Annotated in this window: 18 protein-coding genes; 2 read left to right on the forward strand and 16 right to left on the reverse strand. The window is 43.8% G+C overall.

The features are described from left to right. Positions 1–470: 470 nt before the first annotated feature. The gene (locus OH460_RS13335; RefSeq protein ID WP_004740184.1) at positions 471–863 is read right to left on the reverse strand and encodes a hypothetical protein; all 393 of its coding nucleotides are present in this window, start codon (positions 861–863) and stop codon (positions 471–473) included. A 220-nt stretch (positions 864–1083) separates the two neighbouring features. Between OH460_RS13335 and OH460_RS13340 the strand changes: the two genes are divergently transcribed. Beyond that, positions 1084–1884: a DUF2982 domain-containing protein gene (locus OH460_RS13340; protein WP_269997764.1), complete on the forward strand. Its 801-nt coding sequence runs from the start codon at positions 1084–1086 to the stop codon at positions 1882–1884. 118 nt (positions 1885–2002) lie between these two features. Here the strand turns inward: OH460_RS13340 and OH460_RS13345 are convergent, their stop codons facing one another. The 15 genes from OH460_RS13345 to nrfB all read right to left on the reverse strand — a co-directional run bounded on the left by OH460_RS13345 (position 2003) and on the right by nrfB (position 16792). Next, entirely contained in the window at positions 2003–2656 is a 654-nt protein-coding gene (locus tag OH460_RS13345; protein WP_061032775.1) for an MBL fold metallo-hydrolase, read from the reverse strand. 100 nt (positions 2657–2756) lie between these two features. Further along, on the reverse strand, positions 2757–3305 hold the full coding sequence (locus OH460_RS13350) for a YcbK family protein (protein WP_269997766.1): 549 nt from the start codon (positions 3303–3305) through the stop codon (positions 2757–2759). 198 nt (positions 3306–3503) lie between these two features. Then, positions 3504–5042, reverse strand: a complete 1539-nt coding sequence (locus tag OH460_RS13355; RefSeq protein ID WP_269997767.1) for a L,D-transpeptidase family protein — start codon at positions 5040–5042, stop codon at positions 3504–3506. Between the two features lie 81 nt (positions 5043–5123). Beyond that, entirely contained in the window at positions 5124–6209 is a 1086-nt protein-coding gene (locus OH460_RS13360; protein ID WP_269997768.1) for a DUF1513 domain-containing protein, read from the reverse strand. Next, positions 6199–7260 carry an imelysin family protein gene (locus OH460_RS13365; RefSeq protein ID WP_269997770.1) on the reverse strand — a complete coding sequence of 354 codons (1062 nt, stop codon included), beginning with the start codon at positions 7258–7260 and terminating at the stop codon, positions 6199–6201. The genes OH460_RS13360 and OH460_RS13365 overlap by 11 nt, the downstream gene beginning before the upstream one ends. Positions 7261–7420: 160 nt before the next feature. Next, positions 7421–8809, reverse strand: coding sequence for a di-heme oxidoreductase family protein (locus OH460_RS13370; protein WP_116871887.1), 1389 nt, complete (start codon positions 8807–8809; stop codon positions 7421–7423). A 112-nt stretch (positions 8810–8921) separates the two neighbouring features. Continuing rightward, positions 8922–10181 (reverse strand): imelysin family protein, encoded by a 1260-nt coding sequence (locus OH460_RS13375; RefSeq protein WP_004740198.1) that lies wholly within the window; start codon positions 10179–10181, stop codon positions 8922–8924. A 175-nt stretch (positions 10182–10356) separates the two neighbouring features. Beyond that, positions 10357–10953: a GTP cyclohydrolase II gene (locus OH460_RS13380; protein ID WP_269997777.1), complete on the reverse strand. Its 597-nt coding sequence runs from the start codon at positions 10951–10953 to the stop codon at positions 10357–10359. Positions 10954–11201: 248 nt separating this feature from the next. Further along, positions 11202–11378, reverse strand: a complete 177-nt coding sequence (locus OH460_RS13385; protein ID WP_008222025.1) for a hypothetical protein — start codon at positions 11376–11378, stop codon at positions 11202–11204. Between the two features lie 88 nt (positions 11379–11466). Continuing rightward, positions 11467–11907 carry a cytochrome c-type biogenesis protein CcmH gene (locus tag OH460_RS13390; RefSeq protein ID WP_061032782.1) on the reverse strand — a complete coding sequence of 147 codons (441 nt, stop codon included), beginning with the start codon at positions 11905–11907 and terminating at the stop codon, positions 11467–11469. Continuing rightward, the gene (locus tag OH460_RS13395) at positions 11904–12458 is read right to left on the reverse strand and encodes a DsbE family thiol:disulfide interchange protein (protein WP_239936374.1); all 555 of its coding nucleotides are present in this window, start codon (positions 12456–12458) and stop codon (positions 11904–11906) included. Before OH460_RS13395 ends, OH460_RS13390 begins: the two co-directional genes overlap by 4 nt. Continuing rightward, entirely contained in the window at positions 12439–14355 is a 1917-nt protein-coding gene (locus OH460_RS13400) for a heme lyase CcmF/NrfE family subunit (protein WP_269997781.1), read from the reverse strand. The genes OH460_RS13395 and OH460_RS13400 overlap by 20 nt, the downstream gene beginning before the upstream one ends. A gap of 185 nt (positions 14356–14540) precedes the next feature. Continuing rightward, positions 14541–15515: a cytochrome c nitrite reductase subunit NrfD gene (gene nrfD, locus OH460_RS13405; RefSeq protein WP_239936378.1), complete on the reverse strand. Its 975-nt coding sequence runs from the start codon at positions 15513–15515 to the stop codon at positions 14541–14543. Between the two features lie 2 nt (positions 15516–15517). Then, a complete protein-coding gene (nrfC, locus tag OH460_RS13410; RefSeq protein ID WP_269997785.1) occupies positions 15518–16204 on the reverse strand; it encodes a cytochrome c nitrite reductase Fe-S protein in 687 nt (228 codons plus the stop codon). A gap of 3 nt (positions 16205–16207) precedes the next feature. Further along, positions 16208–16792: a cytochrome c nitrite reductase pentaheme subunit gene (gene nrfB / locus OH460_RS13415; protein WP_008222036.1), complete on the reverse strand. Its 585-nt coding sequence runs from the start codon at positions 16790–16792 to the stop codon at positions 16208–16210. A 482-nt stretch (positions 16793–17274) separates the two neighbouring features. Here nrfB and nrfA point away from each other — a divergent pair, with 482 nt between their 5' ends. After that, positions 17275–18705 carry an ammonia-forming nitrite reductase cytochrome c552 subunit gene (nrfA, locus tag OH460_RS13420; protein WP_269997789.1) on the forward strand — a complete coding sequence of 477 codons (1431 nt, stop codon included), beginning with the start codon at positions 17275–17277 and terminating at the stop codon, positions 18703–18705. Positions 18706–18710 lie beyond the last annotated feature (5 nt).

Consider the following 18710-nt stretch of genomic DNA (forward strand, 5'->3'; position numbering starts at 1 on the left):
CATTTTTTATGATTCAACCTAAGAGTGCACCGCGATGAAGCAACAAGATATCAGGGAGAGCACGCACCCTGAGCTTGTGTAAAGGTACGTATTAGACCAAAGGATTAAGTAGAACTACGTAGGAGATAAAAGAATGGTAACGATTTTAAAGGACTTGAAGAATTCACCCCGAAAATGCGTATTGATAAATACCTAAGTAGTTACAATGAACCCGTATTAACAATTGATTCCCATTTCGTGATGAAGCTCTAGTCGTTGCTGCATTTTAGGGAGAGTCATCCGCATTTATCGGTTGATCCGCCCTACTTTAGTGCTCGCTGATAAAAAACAAAATTGGAAGTTATCGTGAATAAGTTAAGAGGATATTTAGAATGGGAAAAGTAAAGGAGTTATTCAGCACCTTTCAGAGACAAAAAAGCCTCGATAATCGAGGCTTAAAAACTTAACGAAGCGAATATCATCCCGTGGGATTAGATAGCTTTGTAGATAACCTTGTTACCTGCTAGCTGCTCTTTCGCTACTAGGTTTTCTTCAAGAAGTTTTTTCAATGCGCCTGTTGCCCATGAAGCTGCTTTCGCGTCTTCTTGACCAGCTGCTAGGCCGATACCTTTAGGGTTAATGCCTTCAGCATTGCTAACAACGATGTCTAGAACTTGTTGTTGCTTAGGAGTCAGTGCTACTGCAACTTCTTTAGTTGCTGCTACTGTTTTCTCTACCGCTGGTTTTGCTGCTACAGTTTTTTCTGCTACAACTTTCTCTGCGACAGGCTTCGCTTTTTTCGGCGTTGCCACTGCTTTAACTACAGCCGCTTTAGTGCGTTTCTGCAGTTTAGCCTGCACCTTACGCTTATGAGCAAGTCTCATTGAATATTTCTCCAGTTCACTGCTCTTTTCGCAGTGGTGAAAATTTGAAGCGCGATTTATACCAAAAAACAGGAGCTATTTGTAGAGTGAAGCGTCGAAAGTCGACGAAAAATACCGATATTGTCTACTAGCGTCTATTATTTAAACATCGACTTATCAATTCAGGGTCATATACACTGGTTATCCATCCAGACAAAAATATGAAAACTTGGTGTTGCCTATGGACACTCGTCATTTAACAAATTTCTCTTTGCCTTCGTTCACTCGCTCATACCGTATTATAGCTGTTATTTTAGGCTTTATTTGCTTCATCATTGCACTCTATAGCAACAACCCAAAGTTACTGATCGTAGGCGCATTTTGCATTATTACTTTACTCGCCACTGGGTATTATTTAATGCTGCGTAGCAGAGTGATGTTCACACTCACACCAACACATTTTCAGCAGCATTTTTATAAGGGCGGGTGGGTTTTAAAATGGAGTAATATCCAAAAAATCGGCTTGTGTACTTATGAACAAGATGGCTGGCATCAACCTCTTCCTTGGATCGGTATTAAGGTCAAAGATTACTCACCCTACTTGGATTCCATCTGCCCTAAAATCACCTGCGAACTACTGCTCAGCCAGCGTGCACTTTTGTATTTAGGTGCCAAACAAGCAGGGAAAGAATCGAAGTTTGAAGACATGGTTCTCGACTCTTCGCATTACCACGCCCGCTGTACTGAAGCTGGCTGTGTAGAGCTAAGTAAATTTAAAGAATCAGAAAACACTGAAGAGAGCTATTTTGGTAACAGCCAAACACAAGCTGTATCTGAACCCTCTAAAACGTCAAATGACGAGAAAGCCGTCATCAAAAATTACTCTGGACTACAGGCGATGCTCGCTAACAGAATGAAATATCAAAGAGGTTTTCACGGCTACGATATTTTTATATCAACCAATGACCTAAATATTAGTGGGGAAGAGTTTGTGGGCCTTGCTAGGCGCTACCTAGCCGCTGCCGAACGTATTTCTAATTAACATTCAAAGCTATAGAAGTGAATGTTCACGCTAACCCGCGATGAACAATAAAAAAAGCTTAGCTTTCAGAAGAAAAGCTAAGCTTCATTTTCAATCGTTTTGGTATTCAATAACTGACTTAGTACAGAGGCATCTCATCTGCTACGAACGGGTTTGAAGCGCGCTCACGACCGAATGTCGATTCAGGTCCGTGACCCGGAACGAAAGTTACATCGCTGCCTAGTGGCCAAAGCTTGGTCTTGATTGATGTGATAAGCGTGTTGAAATCGCCTTGCGGAAAGTCAGTACGACCAATTGCACCGTTAAACAACACATCACCAACAAACGCTAAACGAGCTTGCTCGCTAAACAGTACCACGTGGCCTGGTGTGTGGCCCGGAGTATGAATCACATCGATAACTTGGTTACCAAACGTCACTTTATCACCCTCTTCTAACCAAGTATTTGGTTCAAACGCTTTACACAGAGGGAAACCAAACATTTGGCTTTGATTCTCAAGGCCTTGTAGCCAGAAGTTGTCTGCCTTATGTGGGCCAACAATTTCCACGTTCAACATCTCTGAAAGTGGCACCGTACCACCAACATGATCTAAGTGGCCATGAGTCAGCACCAAGTTCACTACCTTCACACCTAGCTCTTCGATGATTGCAGCTAGCTGTTGGATGTCGCCACCTGGATCAACAACGATGCCTTCCATGGTTTCATCACACCACACAATCGAGCAGTTTTGAGCGAAAGAGGTAACAGGTACAACTTGATACTTAAGAGACATATACAAACCTTAAAGGGCAAACTAAAATTTGGGCAAACTATGACATTGGATGTCTACTTTGACAAGTGCATACCGCTTCAGTTCACCACAGAGCTTAGAGCTACCAGCTTCGTACTGGACCAGTATCAATGTGGATGAAGTTACTACGAGCGTAATAACCAACACCACCTGCTTGCAGACTTTTAGCTACGTCTTTCAGCTCCTTTAAATCAACACCATCGATACGAAAATCAATCGCTTTTCCAAGCATGTGGTAGCTCTTTTTCGCAACCCCACTCGACTTAGAACGTAATGCTTCGTTTGTCGCTGGTGAACGGTAACCAGAGATGATCTGAACTTCTTTTTGAATACCCAAGATATTTTGGATCTGAGTGATCTGATCAAAGAGGTTCTTATCCATTGGGTGGATTTCATTGCGGCGGAAGTCTCGACATAACTTACTAAGGCGAGCCATTTCATCACCAATATAGTTAGTCCCATCGAAATAACAGGTCTCTAATCTTTCACCAGTATGAAGGTTGTTCATGCTAATCGTTCTTGGTTGATCAGGGTATGAAGCAAAAGCAATAGAAGGAGTAAGTGAGGCGACAACAGCAGTACCACCAGCGTAAGTCAGAAACTGACGGCGTGAAAATAAACTTTGAGACATACAGCAAGAAAACCAATTAGATCGAACAAAAAACGCACGATACATAATGGAATTTGCTGCGTCAACGTACAAAAACCGCGCAAAACGTTAGTATTTGTAACCTTTGCACGGTTAGTTATTGATACTCATTATAATTTTATCAATAGAGGGCGAGTTGTCATTTTTTGGTCAAGATCACCATTCTATGCATATCTGCCATTAACCACCCTGTTTATCGTATTGATAGATGTCGCCACGATATTGAATCCCCTCTTCCTCAAATAACACGGTTTGATAAATGATATGTACAGGGATTCTTTTCTTGAGTCGAACTTTAGTATTGGGTGCTAGGTCATCACTCTGATTCGGCACTTTCTTTACCTTAGTCGCAAATAACAACTCCGCGAGTTCCTCGGCATGCTCAACACGAATACAACCAGAGCTATAGGCGCGGAAGTCATCGTTAAACAAGCTTTTACTTGGGGTGTCATGGAGATAGATGGCTCGCTTGTTGGGCGTATTGAACTTATACAAACCCAATGCGTTACTAGAGCCTGCTTGCTGGCGCATTCGATAAGGAAAAGAGTTGAAGTTGATTGTCTGCCAATCTATCTCAGTAGTATCGACAGTTTCCATCGAACGCCATCCATCAATCACTTGAAAATTGTGTGTTTCAAGATAACTTTCGTCGGCTTTTACTTTAGGCAAGATATCTTTAACCATGATTTTCCATGGCACGTTCCAAGTCGGGTTTAAGATCACCGAATCAAGTTTTATCTCTAAGAGTGGTGTTTTTCTCGATTTTCTCCCGACCACGACTTTAGATTCAAAAACCTCTTCTCCGCCTTCCCAATACTTCATATCAAAACTAGGTACATTCACCACTATCAGTGAGTCTCTATTTCTTGGCCATAAACGGGCACGCTCAGCGTTCAATGCTAAAGAAGTGAGTCGATCATCAAAGCTCATGTTGATCCACTTGATCGTGTCTGGTCCGATAATCCCATCCGCGGTAATCCCATGCATACTTTGAAAAGCTTTGGTTGCGATTTGTAAGTCTCGATCAAATCGAGGGGAATCGATAGCGATCATTGAAGTGTCTACGCCAACCAATGCAATGCGCTCAACCAGCGTCGCTTTGTCTGAAAGCTTATCTCCCAAGCGTTTCAAACCTTTTTGTCGGTAACGTTCAACATCAAGCTCTGATGCCGTGTTTAAAACAGAATAGGTTGCTTTGAATTGGTCAAAATCGCCAACCGGTGGCGCGTAAGACAGCACCATCTCCAATAAGTAATCATTGGCGACGCTGCTTTTAAGTCTCATAACAATATGAGGTGAAGGCGCGGGTAATTTAGAATGCAGTTGACCGGAGAAATACCACTCCTTACCTATAATTGGCGCGTTCTCAACGTAGCTCAGATAATAGATGAAGGTGTCAGTCAGCAGTATGTCCAACTCTTGCCACTGCTGACGAGATTGGTATTGGCGAATCTGTTTAAGCTGTCGCTCAAAAAGCGGGGCCATCTTCGCTTGTTCAATCAGCGATAACTGGAATTCAAACGCCTTGACCAGCTCGGGAGAGTCCCACAAGAATGGAAATGAGGTATCTTGGTAAATGCTCTGGGTAAGTTCAGGGTATATCAGCATGAAAGAGAGCTCTGAATCTGCCGGAATAAACCGACGCTCTTCAGAACTCGTATAGCTCCATGTACTCACGGAAACTAGTACTAATAAACCACAGAAGTATCTCGTTAACATGCCTTACTCCATCACCACTAATCCCATAAGTATGGCAAAGAAATTGGAGTAAGCATGTTAATTTTTAAGACAGTATATGCATCAAATTGACGACCAGTGATTATCCCACTGGACGGATGATTGCTGGCTTGATTTCTCATAAGGCTTGCGTTGGCTAACCACACTGCCCGCCCCAGAACTCAACCTAAATTCACCATCAAGTAGCACAGCACCAGAAGCATCAGATAATGCCGATAATTCCACTAACTCTTTGGTTTGTTTAGACCAAATGCCGTAGCAATTGCCTCGTGGTGAGGTGGCGATAATCCAATCATCGGATGCGGCAATACTTGCAATGTAGTGATTAAATCGTGCCCATTGCTCTGGCTCTGCATTCAAGGATTCGAACTCACCGCCTTTCGTATGCATCGCTAAAAGTGAAGGATATTCATCCGGTTCGCCGCGATATTGCTGGCCACAAAGTACTGTCTCTGCCCCATCATGCGCTAAGTGTCGAATACTTAACTTCTTATCCAGCAATTCAACCTGTTCAAGCAGCTCACCTTGCGATGAAACATAGCTCAAACTAGGCTGCATGGAATCCAAGTTTTTCGGTGTTCGACCATCAGTGTGTACACCACCAACGCCGATAGCAAGATTACCATCAGGCATGATAATCACTTCGTGAGGGCCAATACCAAAACCGGTGAATTCTTCGACCTTACGGTATCCTTGCGCAACATCATAGACGCCAATCACGCCCTGGCTTGTGTCCGTTTTCCCTTCAGTCGCATACAGTAGAGTACCGTCTAACGAGTAAACGCCGTGACCATAGAAGTGACGGTTGTTCCCCTTCACTACCATTTTTATCTGCTCACCACTTTTGTAGTCAAACACCATAAAGTAGTCACCCGGGCGACGGGCAAACACCACCGCATGGGATGACGTTGGACAAATGGCGACACCATGACCGCGCTCAGGGATCGGTAGCTGAGTCAGTGGCATGCCATATTCATCAGCCACAACCGCGGAATACTGACCTCGACCATTAAGTGCGCAGCCAATCAACTGAGGCTTGCTCGATGCGTTTTCACCTGAACGGCTTGCACACCCGAACGGCAGCACTGGCACAGCGGCACAACCCAGTGCTGCTTTCAGTAAGGTTCTTCGTGTAGTATCAGTCACCATCGGTAGCATTAAATCCTATTACCACGCCAAGTTCTATCGCCACTTCTTCATGAATCAGGTACTTCAAACGCTCAAGTTTGTTGTACTGAGTCAGCACCTCGCGGTAACCCTCTTTACTCTGCAATAACTCAAACAAGCTTGAATCAGTGGGCCAAGTATCTAGCGTCAATGTGAATTGGTCAGCAACACGATCTGCAAGTGCGTTTAAGCCCTTCTCTCTCAATAATCCGTCTAGGCCATTGCCATCAGCAAGGTACAAATTCTGAAGTGCCGCTACATTGGCTTTGAGTTGAGTCATCGAGGTTTGTGCACGCCATGATTCTGAGAAATAAGGGCGCGGGTGACCAATTTTTGCCATCGGACGACTCAGCTTTTTCATGCTGTAATCAAGTTGGTTGGTCAGTAGTGCGATGTATTCCGACTCCCAGCGAATCTCATCCAAAGCAAGCCATGGGTTTACTTGCCATGCTTCAGCAATTGAAGCTGATTTCATTGCCAAGTTTTGTGCAATTGCTTGTGAAGACAAACAGCCCGATGCTTTGTCTTTAATCAGTGGCGATTGCTCGTCATAAAGTGACCACTCCAACGCGCCTAAACCTTGAACTGTCACGCTTTGTTGCGCGATTTCGTCTTGTGTCCAGGCTTTGGTCTGTTGAGTCAATTGACGCATCTTAAGACCCGTCGTGTTCTTTTTGTCTGGCCAGAACTGAACATTCCAGCTCTCTTCTAATGCCGCCGTTGGACCACGTTCTTGCCCTTGCAGCGCCATCCAACTGTTCATGGTTAGCTGCCACTGATTTTTAACTGCATCTAACTCAACGTTATTTGTTTCACAGTAACCTTGCATCAAGGCTTCTAATTCGCTCGATTGCTTAGCGAATAGTACTGCTGAATCAAACTCCTGTTGATACACACTACGACTAATATGACTTGTCGTGTCGGCTTGATAAGACACACCGTTAACCTCAGACGAAGCAACTTGCTCCCCTGATGATTGACAGCCTGCCATAGCTAAAACCGACAAAGGCATTAACAATAATTTTTGAGCCATGCTGTTACCTTACTTCCTAATTTTTCTTTTAATTATACGAGTTCATCAAATATGAAAACGACCGCTGAGCTCGTATTTCTACAAGTTCAGCGGCAGTCAGTCATTTATTCGCTACTTGCTTCGCTCATCAAGCCTCTGGCCCAAATGAGTTCAAGTTAGCTTATAGTGAATCTAAGAACGCCAGCAGTGCTTCACGTTCGCTACGACTTAGTGACAACACTTTCTGTTTCGCCATCTCAGCTTCACCACCGTGCCATAGCACTGCTTCCATCACGTTTCTTGCTCGACCATCATGCAGCAAGAAGGTGTGGCCATTCACTTCTTTTGTATAACCTAAACCCCACAATGGTGTGGTTCGCCACTCACGTCCATTCGCTAGATACTCTGGACGATTATCCGCTAGACCTTCACCCATATCATGCAGCAGCATATCGGTATAAGGGCTGATTAACTGGTTAGAGAGTGCAGGTAAACCGTCGCGCTTAGCGGTACGAATCTCAGCTTGGTGACAGCTTTGGCACCCAATCTCTTTGAACAGTTTCTTGCCTTGAACAACAGCAGGGTCATCAACATTTCGACGAATTGGAACCGCTAAGTGCTGAGAGTAGAACTCAACAAAGTCGAGAATATTATCGCTGACTTCTGGCTCACCACCATTAGGGAAATCATCACATGTTGACTGTGCTGATGTGCAGTTTTCGTTCGGGAACAAGCTACTTGTTAAACCTAAATCACCATTAAATGCCGCAGCGTTTTGCTGCATTAGGTTTGGTTGCCCTGCTTTCCAACCAAATCGACCCAACGCCATCTCGTTAGTTTGAACGTCAAGAACGTAATTGGCTTTGCCTGTTACACCTTGGTTGTCCGCAGCTTGCTGCTTCGCGAAGCCAAGAATCGTTTCTTGTGGAATGCTCTCGAGCAAACCTAGGCCGATCATTGGTGGCGCAACACGAGCTGAGAATTCAGTTTTAGGATTCATCTCACCGAACGCAAGCTCAGTAATTTTTAAAATTGGTTTACGCAGAGTAACGACCGTGCCGTCTTTGAAGGTAACAGGTACATCCGTGTAGCTAATGTTTACTTTACCCTCTGGTTTTACCCCTTGAAGCGCAAAGTCTTGTAGCTGACCACCGTAAGTTGGCTCTGGTATGCCGCCATCTCGGATAAAGGCTTGTCTTTGCTCTGGTGTTTCGGCCGGAATGCTTAAGCGAACTAGCATAGATACTGCGTTCTCATCGCCTTTTTCTGGCGCGTGGCCTCGCCCATCTTTGATGTGACAGTTTTGACAACCGTTCGTGTTAAACAACGGACCTAAACCATCACGAGCGTCAGTTGATGATGGCGCGGGTACCCATGGGTTTCTAAAGAAGCTATTACCAACGCTGAAATCTAAGCGCTTGCTCATTGGTAAATTAGCAGCAGGAAGGGAAAATGCATTCGCTCCCTCTTTCTTTACGGTCGTTTTACCACCGGAGTAGGTTTCATGGGCGTGTAATGGAGATAAGAAAAACAGTGCAGTTAAGAGTGAGGCTGATAGATACGACTTCATACAGTGCCTTGCTGAATTTTTGATTTTAGTTTTTATAAGGAAGTGGCTTTTTTTCTTAGCAAACAATTAAGGGCTCAATCAGAGCCCTTACATTGGTGTTTGACTCAGGTTCTTAGAACTCGTGGTCAGCCGTGTCTGGGTTTAGGCTATCAATGCCAATCACACCAGCAGCACGCTCAATTGCAGCTGTTTGAGATACTAGAGCAACAATTGTTTTGTTTACTAATGCATTACCTGCAGCGTTGTCAGCAGCGATTAGCTGGTCAAAGTGCTGGTTGTTTTTCTCAGCAGACGTTACCAGTTGGCCTACTTGTGCACGTGCTAGGTCAAACTGCTTTTGAATCTCTTTCGCAGCTTGCTCATCTTTTTGCTCAACTAGGTCAAATAGGCTTGGACCTGAAAGTAGAGTACCGTCTTCACGCTTGTATAGACCCGTGTAAACGTTGTAGATACCTTGCTCGTTGTAGTAGTGAGAGTTGTGCGTGTTATCAGAGAAGCAATCGTGCTCATCTTCAGTAGAGTTAGCTTCTAGAGCTACCTTCATACGCTCACCAGCAAGTTCACCTAGAGAAAGTGAACCCATGCCGAATAGCATTTTACGTAGACCATTTTCGCTTGACTCAGAAAGAAGCTCTTGACGGTAGTTGCCTTTCTCGCCTTTAGCCCACTGCTTTTCCATCCACTCTAGATCTTGAACTAGTAGCTCAGCAGATGCTTTTAGGTATGCGCCACGACGGTCACAGTTACCGTTTGTACACTCAGCACCAACAACGAAGTCAGTGTAAGCACGCTGACCAGCACCTGCGTTTGTGCCGTTTAGGTCTTGACCCCAAAGTAGGAATTCAATCGCGTGGTAACCAGATGCAACGTTCGCTTCAGAACCACCGATCTCGTTAAGCTCTGCAATCAGTTCAGGCGTAATGTTCGTCGCGTCTACTGTCGTTTGACCGATTTGGAACGTCTTGTTTGCAACGATGTTAGCGCTTGCGCCCTCATTACCTAGTTCGTATTGGTAATCAGAAGAAACGTAATCGATCAGACCCTCATCTAGTGGCCATGCGTTTAGTTGACCTTCCCAATCATCAACAACCACGTTACCGAAGCGGAATACTTCAGACTGCTGGTATGGTACGCGAGATTCAAGCCAAGCTAGTTTTACTTTTTCGAAGTTGCCAGCAGAAGGAGAAGCTAAGAAGGTATCGATAGAAGAGTTCAACGCTTTTGCTGTGATTACTGAATCAGCAAATACCGCGTGTGCAATATCTGCGTAATGTTCTACTACTTGATCTTGAGTTACTGCAGCGAAAGAAGAAGCAGAGGCAAAAATGAGTGACGAAGTTACGGCTTTTGTCACTAAAGATTTGATAGTCATGAAGCATCCTTGTTGAGCTTTAAATTATTATTCGTAGTAATAGTGCAAACTATTATCATTTACACTACGGATTGGAATAATACAAACTTACAATTTTATTGCAAGATAAATACAAAAAAACCTCACATATGTGAGGTCTTTAAACGTTTTTGTGTTAAGCGCAACAAGCTGCGGATTAGATATCCAAGTTATGCTTGCCGTGTGAAACTTTCGCTTTTAGGTAGCTTTCATTACCAGATTTGATATGAGCAGATGTATTCACCACTTCTTCAATCTCGATACCATAAGACTTCAGCTCATTAATCTTCTTAGGGTTGTTTGTTACCAAGCGAATCTTAGGGATGCCCAAAGCACGCAGCATCTCAGCGGCTTCAGTGAAGTCACGCAAGTCATCACCAAAACCTAGGTGGTTATTCGCTTCGTAGGTGTTCATCCCTTCGCTTTGAAGGCGGTACGCATCGATCTTGTTATATAAGCCAATACCACGACCTTCTTGACGTAAATAAAGAATCACGCCGCCAGTTTCACCCATAATTTTGATGGTTTCATCTAGCTGCTCACCGCAATCACAACGAGAAGAGTGGAAAACATCACCAGTAAGGCACTCAGAGTGCATACGAACAAGAGGTACGTCTTGCGTCTTATCTGCTGATTTGAATATCACAGCGACATGCTCTTTATCTGTTTTCAATCCATGAAAAGAGAGCAATTCAGCATCAATACTGCTTGTTACTCCTACTTTGAAATCTATTCTGGCACGCACTTCCGCCATAGCTATACTCACTTGAAAATTCGATGTATTTAACAACACTACATTATATGTCTAGGCAATATTTTGTAGCTAACTATCTAATGATAGACACTATGAGGCTCTTAACAATTTTTTTCAAGGTCGATAGAGCACAAATTGTTATAATATAACAATTAATCTTCAGGTAACAAAAAACCCCACATTGGTTTGACCAACATGGGGTTATAAATGAATCAGTTGCAGCGGAACCTGCTATTTTTACCGAACACTCAACTTACTTGGGTCTGTTTCCAAATCACAAGTTGTACCCAAGCATTCTCCAATTCAGCTAGCTCTTCTTGCGTCAGCGTAGAGATGCTCGACTTCGCACTGTATCTTTCTGCCCATTTGTCGGAACGAACATGGGTATGGAACTCTTTTTTTAAATTTGAGATAACGTTATCCACAGACACATCCTTATATACAGTGCTTAGCCTTTATAATCCGTTAATGTTACAAAATACAGGTCAATTGGTAAACAGTAATACACAATTTTTATGAGCGCTTTCTAACACTTTTTACTGATAAATATATAAATAACAGAAATAATAGGCTCGGTATCAACCAAAGTAATAAGTTTGCCGTGCTCAATGACGGTTTATAAAGCACAAATTCTCCAAACCTCTCCGTCATATATTGAGTAATTTCATGATTACTCTTCCCTGCTTTCACCATATTAAATACAACTAGACGTAAGTCCTTTGCAATTGGAGAGTTTGATTCAATCAGGTTTTGGTTTTGACATTGAGGGCAGCGCAGTGTCTTTGCTAAAGCAATGGCACGCTGTTGTTGGTCAGGACTTTCAAATTCAAAAAGTTCTACTTGAATGCTGGTGCTCTTATCGCTGGGTGTAAACAAGTCTTCCGCCACCGCAGGCAAACTCGTCACGATAATCATAGAGGCAAATAATATTATTTGGGCTAAAGATCTCATCATCCATCCACACCATCAAAATATAAGGCGAGCTCATCTTGCCATGCAGATTCATTAATAACGCCCATTAACTTCTTCACAATATTTCCTTTGGCATCAACCAAATATGTCTCCGGGGTCCCTATTACACCTAATTCTAAAGCCAACTTACCATGAGGATCGCTAATCACTTTTGTATAGGGGTTGCCATCGCTTGATAACACATTCATTGCAGCCGCGGGGTTATCTCTATAGTTAAGCCCAACAATAGGAATCCCTTTATCGCGAAGTGCTAACAAATAGGTATGTTCCGATTTGCAGATACCACACCATGAAGCCCATACATTCACTAACTGGTAAGGGTGCTCAGTAATGTCTTTTAACGTCAGTTTTTGTTTACTGCTGATGCCTTCTCTATCCGTTAAAGCCATAGAAGTAAATTCAGGAAACGCTCTTTGTTGTATCGATACGGTGGTGGTTTGCTGTTTGTTATCAAGAGCAAACAAAAATACCAACACCAACACCAGTGCCAATACAATAAGCGTAATAAGTTTGTTACGAACGCTGGTATGCATACTGTGACGCCTTAACGGTTTTCTTTTTACGATGAGTTAACGAAAGCAGTGCCCCCAGTATGGATATCAAACCACCGAACCAAATCCAGCGCACATACGCTTTGTACTGAACACGAAATGCATAGGCTGTCGAGTCAACTTTCTCTCCCATAGTGATGTAGACATCACCATGCCAGAACCACTTCATTGCTGGCTCACTCATGTTCATTACTCTGACTTGGTAATGTCTTCTCTCTGGTGCGATAGAAAATGCTTGTTCGTCGGCATGGAGGTTGAGCAAGGCTCTTTCTGCGGTAAAATTCGAAGCGACATAGAGCTCTGTATCGCGATGAGAGAGCGTCCAGTCCATAAACTCAACCTCTTCACCTGGACTCAATTTGTAACTTCGCTCAAATGAATGGTAACTGTTCATCGCGGCACCTATCGCTAATACTGCGACACCCACATGCGCCAACGTCATCACCCATACTTTGCGTTGAAACTTAGAGTTGCGCGTTACCGCTAAGCCGTAAACATGAGTCAGGGCTACCCAAAAGGCGAGTGACCATGTCAGCAGCACCATCACTTGGACCGTGCTTACTTGCAAAATGTAAGTCAGCAAGCCAAGACCGGAGGACAACAAAGCAATACACACAACCACACCTTTCGACGCTTGAGGTTTGATACTGAGCAATGGCGCTAACCCTATCACTCCCATCGCAAGCAGAGCCAACGGCGCAATAAGAAGATTAAAGTAAGGTGCGCCCACAGAGATATTTCCAAGGCCAAGTAATTCAAAAACCATTGGGTAGAAGGTACCAAACACCACCACCGCCGTAGCCAGTACAAATATAAGTACCGCCACTAAACTCAAAAAACTTTTACTCGCAAAGCTAGTGATTGGGTTCGACTCGAAAGATTCACCACGAACAATAAGAAGAGAAAACGAACTCACTAACACCAAAACCAGTATCAGCAACAGCGCGATACCTTTGGTTGGGTCAACAGCAAAAGCATGAACGGAAGTGAGGACGCCAGATCGAACAATAAAAGTACCGAGGATACTTAAACAAAACGTAATGAAAGCAAGGCTAAGTGACCACTTCAGCAACTGTTGCTTGCCTTTAGCAACACCCAAACTGTGCAATAGAGCGGTTGATGTTAGCCAAGGTAATAGGCTGGCATTTTCTACCGGGTCCCAGAACCACCAACCACCCCACCCTAACTCGTAGTATGCCCACCAAGAACCAAGAATGATCCCCGCGGTTAAAAAGATCCAAGCGACCAAACAACAACTGCGACAATGAGCGACCCAATCGAACTCAATCGGATCCACCAGCAAAGCGGCCACAGCAAATGCCAAGACCACAGAGAAACCAACATAACCCAAATACAACAGAGGCGGATGGAATATCAAACCAATGTCTTGCAGCATTGGGTTAAGGTCACGCCCTTCAAGTGGCAAGGTGGAGTTCAATTCAAACGGATTCGAAGCAAACAAGGTAAACCAGGCGAATATCGCGAGTAACACATTCATCACCCACAATACGCGGCTCTGATACTCAGAAGAATATTGCTTTTGTAGGGCAATCACACCCGACCAACAGCTGATGGTTAACACCCAAAATAGCAATGAGCCTTCATGTCCAGCCCACACAGCGGCCATTTTGAAGAAGGTGGGTAATTGAGTATTGGAGTGTTCTGCAACATAGAGGATGGAAAAGTCGTCACCGACAAAGGCATAGCCAAGTAAAACGATAGCGCCAATGGAAAACAAAGCGCTAGAGAGGGAGAAACTGCGAATTAAAGCCACATTTTGTGCTTGTTTAGTTAGCATTTGATACATCGAATGCACAGCAATAATGCTGCTGAGAACAGCGACTAAAATTAAACTAAACAGCCCCAAAGAACCGACCATATCACCTCAATCAGGCTCTACCTAAGCAGAACCAAGTTAAACCATTATTGGCATTGATTGCTCAACTAGCTGATGTAACTCAACTAGCTATTATTACTCAACTAGGTACTGTTACTCAGCGAAAAGAAATTTAGTGAGCAGATGTTTAGTATCCAACATCCACTCACTTATAATCTTGAGCGAAATTAAGCTAACGTTAATTGCCCTGCATAAAGGACAAACGTTCTTAGCATTAATACGCCCATCAGGCTCAATGAAGTAACAGAGAAAATATACACAGTACTATGGCGAACCGATGCTGGTGTCACGGCGTTAAGCAACAAGGGTAAAACCATACCCACACCAATTACGCCATACCAGAACCAACTTGCCCAGAAACCACCGCCAATCGCGTTCCATACTGCCTGCTCACTTTGACCACCAGCAAATATCAATCCAGTGAAGAAAGTAACAAGGACAAACAGTTCAAACATAACAACAGGACGTTCGAAGCCGTGGATCCAAGAAATACTCGCACTATGCGGAGACTCCTTAAAGACCAACACGCCAAATAAAATACATGCTGCCGCTCCCGAGGATAAACTCGAGAATAAGAACAAAATCGGCAACACTGGGTTATTCAGCATTGGGAAGGTATTTAGCGCAGAGAGTAAGAAGCCAGTGTAAGCCGCAAGTAATAGCGCAAGCACAGCCAAGAATATTTCAAAAACATTCTCAAAAGATTCTAATTTGCCAATCCAGTTACTGACAAAATCGAGTCGCCCTTTTAACCATGCTTGGTCACTCAAGAATACGGCAATCTGATTTCGGAATATAATGCCGATCCAAACAAATAGGATCACCATATACACTTGGAATAAGATCACACCCATCGACATCACTGACGTCGGATTATAAAAGATCATGATCTTCCAAAATGATAGTGGTTTCGTCAGGTGGAAAACCAAGATCAATAAACCTGAGATGATCCCGAATGGTGCTAGAAAAGCCGTTGCCTTTAATACACCATTATTCGCTGGATCCCCATCAATAACCTTTCTCTTGAGATAGATCGAGATCATCACTGCACCCGCTGACATACCCGCCAAAAACAGATAGATAGCAATGATCCAGTCCCAAACCACGGTACCTGATTGAAACGCTGTATCCCATGCACTCATAATCAAATCTCCCCTTTTTGGTGTGGCACTTTATAGAGTTTTGGCTGAGTACCTAGATAAGCCTTATCTCTGTAAACCACTTCAGATTCAAGTACCTGGTTTATCTCGCTCTTAGGGTCATTCAAGTCGCCAAATATCAGCGCATTGGTAGGGCAAGATTCAACACAAGCAGGTAATTTACCTTGTGCAAGATTGGTATCGCGGCAGAAGTTACATTTGTCGGCCGACTTATTCTCAGGATGGAAGAAGCGCACTTGATATGGACAAGCTAGCAGGCAATAACCACAGCCGACACACTTCTCTTTATGTACATCGACAATTCCTGTCTTCTCATCTTTATAGGCGGCGCCTGTTGGGCAAACCATCACACAAGGTGCATTATCACAATGTTGACAAGAGTTACGAGTGAAACGGTAATCAACATTTGGATATTCACCTTGAGGTTCACTCTTTACGATTTCTAAGCGCGATACGCCTTCAGGCACTTTGTTTACTTCACGACACGCCTCAGTACAAGCAGTACAGCCAATACAAGCAGTTTCGTCATGAACCATTCCGTAACGCTTGGTGCCATCTTCCTGAACGTTAGCCAGCGTTTTGCGGCTTGTAACCGCTGCAGTACCTGCAACACCAGTTGTGAAAATAACGGCACCCGCGCCAGCTAAAAAGTTTCTTCTTGAGCAGCTCATAGATTACTCCCCTTCTTTCTTCTGGTTGAAGTCTGAATGGCAATCCACACACAGCTTGATGGTTTGCTTTTTATCTAAGCCAAGCACCTTCGCTTCACTCGCATGCACATCGTGACAGTTTGAACACGTTAAGTTTTGTGCGTGTACGTCATGAGTCCAACTCGCTTCGCGCAGATCATCAGGCTTATGACAATCTATACATTGGCTGTTGGCGTCTAGGATTAAGCTAGGATCGAGGAAAACCTTTTCGGTTCCGGGTTGTGATTGAGCCGCGCGATACTTCACCACCTCAGGTGCACCATCACGGTGATCGGGGCCAATAGAACTATGACAATCTGTGCAATTCACTTCACGGCCAAGCAAAGCGTGCGCACTCTCACCATGTGAACCAAATACCGTTTCTTTAGAATCTTTATGGCATTGGACACACTTGTAATCTTTGTCACGTATTAATTCGACTTCATGTCTTGTTGACTCTCCTACTGGCGTAACAGCAGGCTCTGCAACAGCATGAATGGAATAACCATAGAGGCAGAATGCTAGAAGGGATTTAAGCATTATGACTATGGCCAATTTAATATTGCCCATTTTATCCTTTCCTTATACCGGCATTATTTAACTCTCAACTAAATAATATTCCGGTTAAACAAAAGTACCCTTAAACGATATTATTACCGCTTAAATGATATCAATTCTTATTTTGGATAAGCCACAACGCTTTCTATATTTAGAATATACCCCTAATTAGGTAAAGCGAAATATACAAAGGGTAATATGTGAACACAATCACCCTATTTATAGCGAGGGAATGTCGGGTAATTATTTGTTATATATGATAATAATTCTCAATAAGGCCAGTCTAACTTGATGTCCACATACCCCTTTAGGGTTATATAAACTTCAACGTGATTGAAGTCACTGTCATTAATTGATCTAAAACAAGCAAACATCCGACACGTAACAAAATGTGTTTATTTATGAATTAATATAAACAGCAATTCTCCAGTTCTTAATTTGAATAGCAAACTCACAACGCTTGGTATAAAAATCAGTATATTGGAGATATCACTGTGAAAAAGCATTGGATACGTAATTCCGTCACAGCATTATTAATGGTTAGCGCATCACTAGTAAGCGCGACCAGCTTTGCTGCGTCTGAACAAAAAGAAATTGGTGATCCTCGTAACGACCAGTTCGAGCAAAACCACCCAGATCAATACCATTCATGGAGACAAACGTCAGAGAGCGAAGCCATTGAAGACGCACTAAAAGAAGATCCAAACATGGTTATTCTATGGGCGGGCTACGGTTTCGCGAAAGACTACAACAAAGCCCGCGGCCACTTTTATGCGGTTGATGATGTAAGACAAACCCTTCGTACTGGCGGACCAACCGACGAAAACTCTGGCCCAATGCCAATGGCGTGTTGGAGCTGTAAAAGCCCAGACGTGGCTCGTGTAATTGAAGAGCGTGGTGAAGACGGCTACTTCGAAGGTAAATGGGCTCGTCTTGGCAGTGAAATTGTCAATCCTATTGGTTGTGCTGACTGTCATGATACTCAGAGCGAAGGCTTTAAGAATGGCGAACCAGCACTAAAAGTTACTCGTCCTTACGTTGAGCGTGCATTCGATGCGATCGGTAAGAACTTCGAAGAACAGGGTCGCTTTGATCAACAAGCCTCTGTTTGTGCACAGTGCCACGTGGAATACTATTTCACTGGTCCAACGAAAGGCGTTAAGTTCCCTTGGGATAAAGGCACTCGTGTTGAGCAAATGGAAGAGTACTACGATGACATTGGCTTTAAAGATTGGACTCACAAAGTCTCTAAAGCACCTATGTTAAAGGCTCAGCACCCAGGTTACGAAACTTGGCGTGAAGGTATTCACGGTAAGAACAACGTTGCTTGTGTTGACTGCCACATGCCTAAAGTGACGAAAGAAGACGGTACCGTTTACACCGACCATAAAGTAGGTAACCCGTTTGACCGCTTCGAAGACACTTGTGCTAACTGCCATACTCAATCTAAAGAGACCATGCGTAACATCGTTTCAAGCCGCAAAGCTCAAGTACTAAACATGAAGCTGACAGCTGAGAAACAAATCGTAGCCGCTCACTTTGAAGCAGGCGCAGCATGGGAAGCAGGCGCAACAGAACAAGAGATGGAGCCCATCCTACAAGATATCCGTCACGCTCAATGGCGCTGGGACTACGCTATCGCATCTCATGGTGTTCACATGCACGCACCTGAAGTAGCCCTAGAGGTTCTTGGAACGGCGGTTGACCGCGCAGCAGACGCGCGAACTAAGATTGTTCGTCTACTTGCGAAGAAAGGCATTACCGATCCAATCGAGATTCCAGATATCTCAACCAAAGAAGCCGCTCAGAAAGCGTTAGGAATGGACATGGATAAGATGAATGCTGAAAAGCAACACTTCTTAGACACCGTGGTACCTAAGTGGGAAGAGCAAGCTGAAAAGCGTGAAGCTAACTACGAATACTAGTTCCT

Origin of the sequence: Vibrio sp. Makdt, assembly GCF_027587015.1 — a bacterium.
GTDB classification, from domain to species: domain Bacteria; phylum Pseudomonadota; class Gammaproteobacteria; order Enterobacterales; family Vibrionaceae; genus Vibrio; species Vibrio chagasii_B.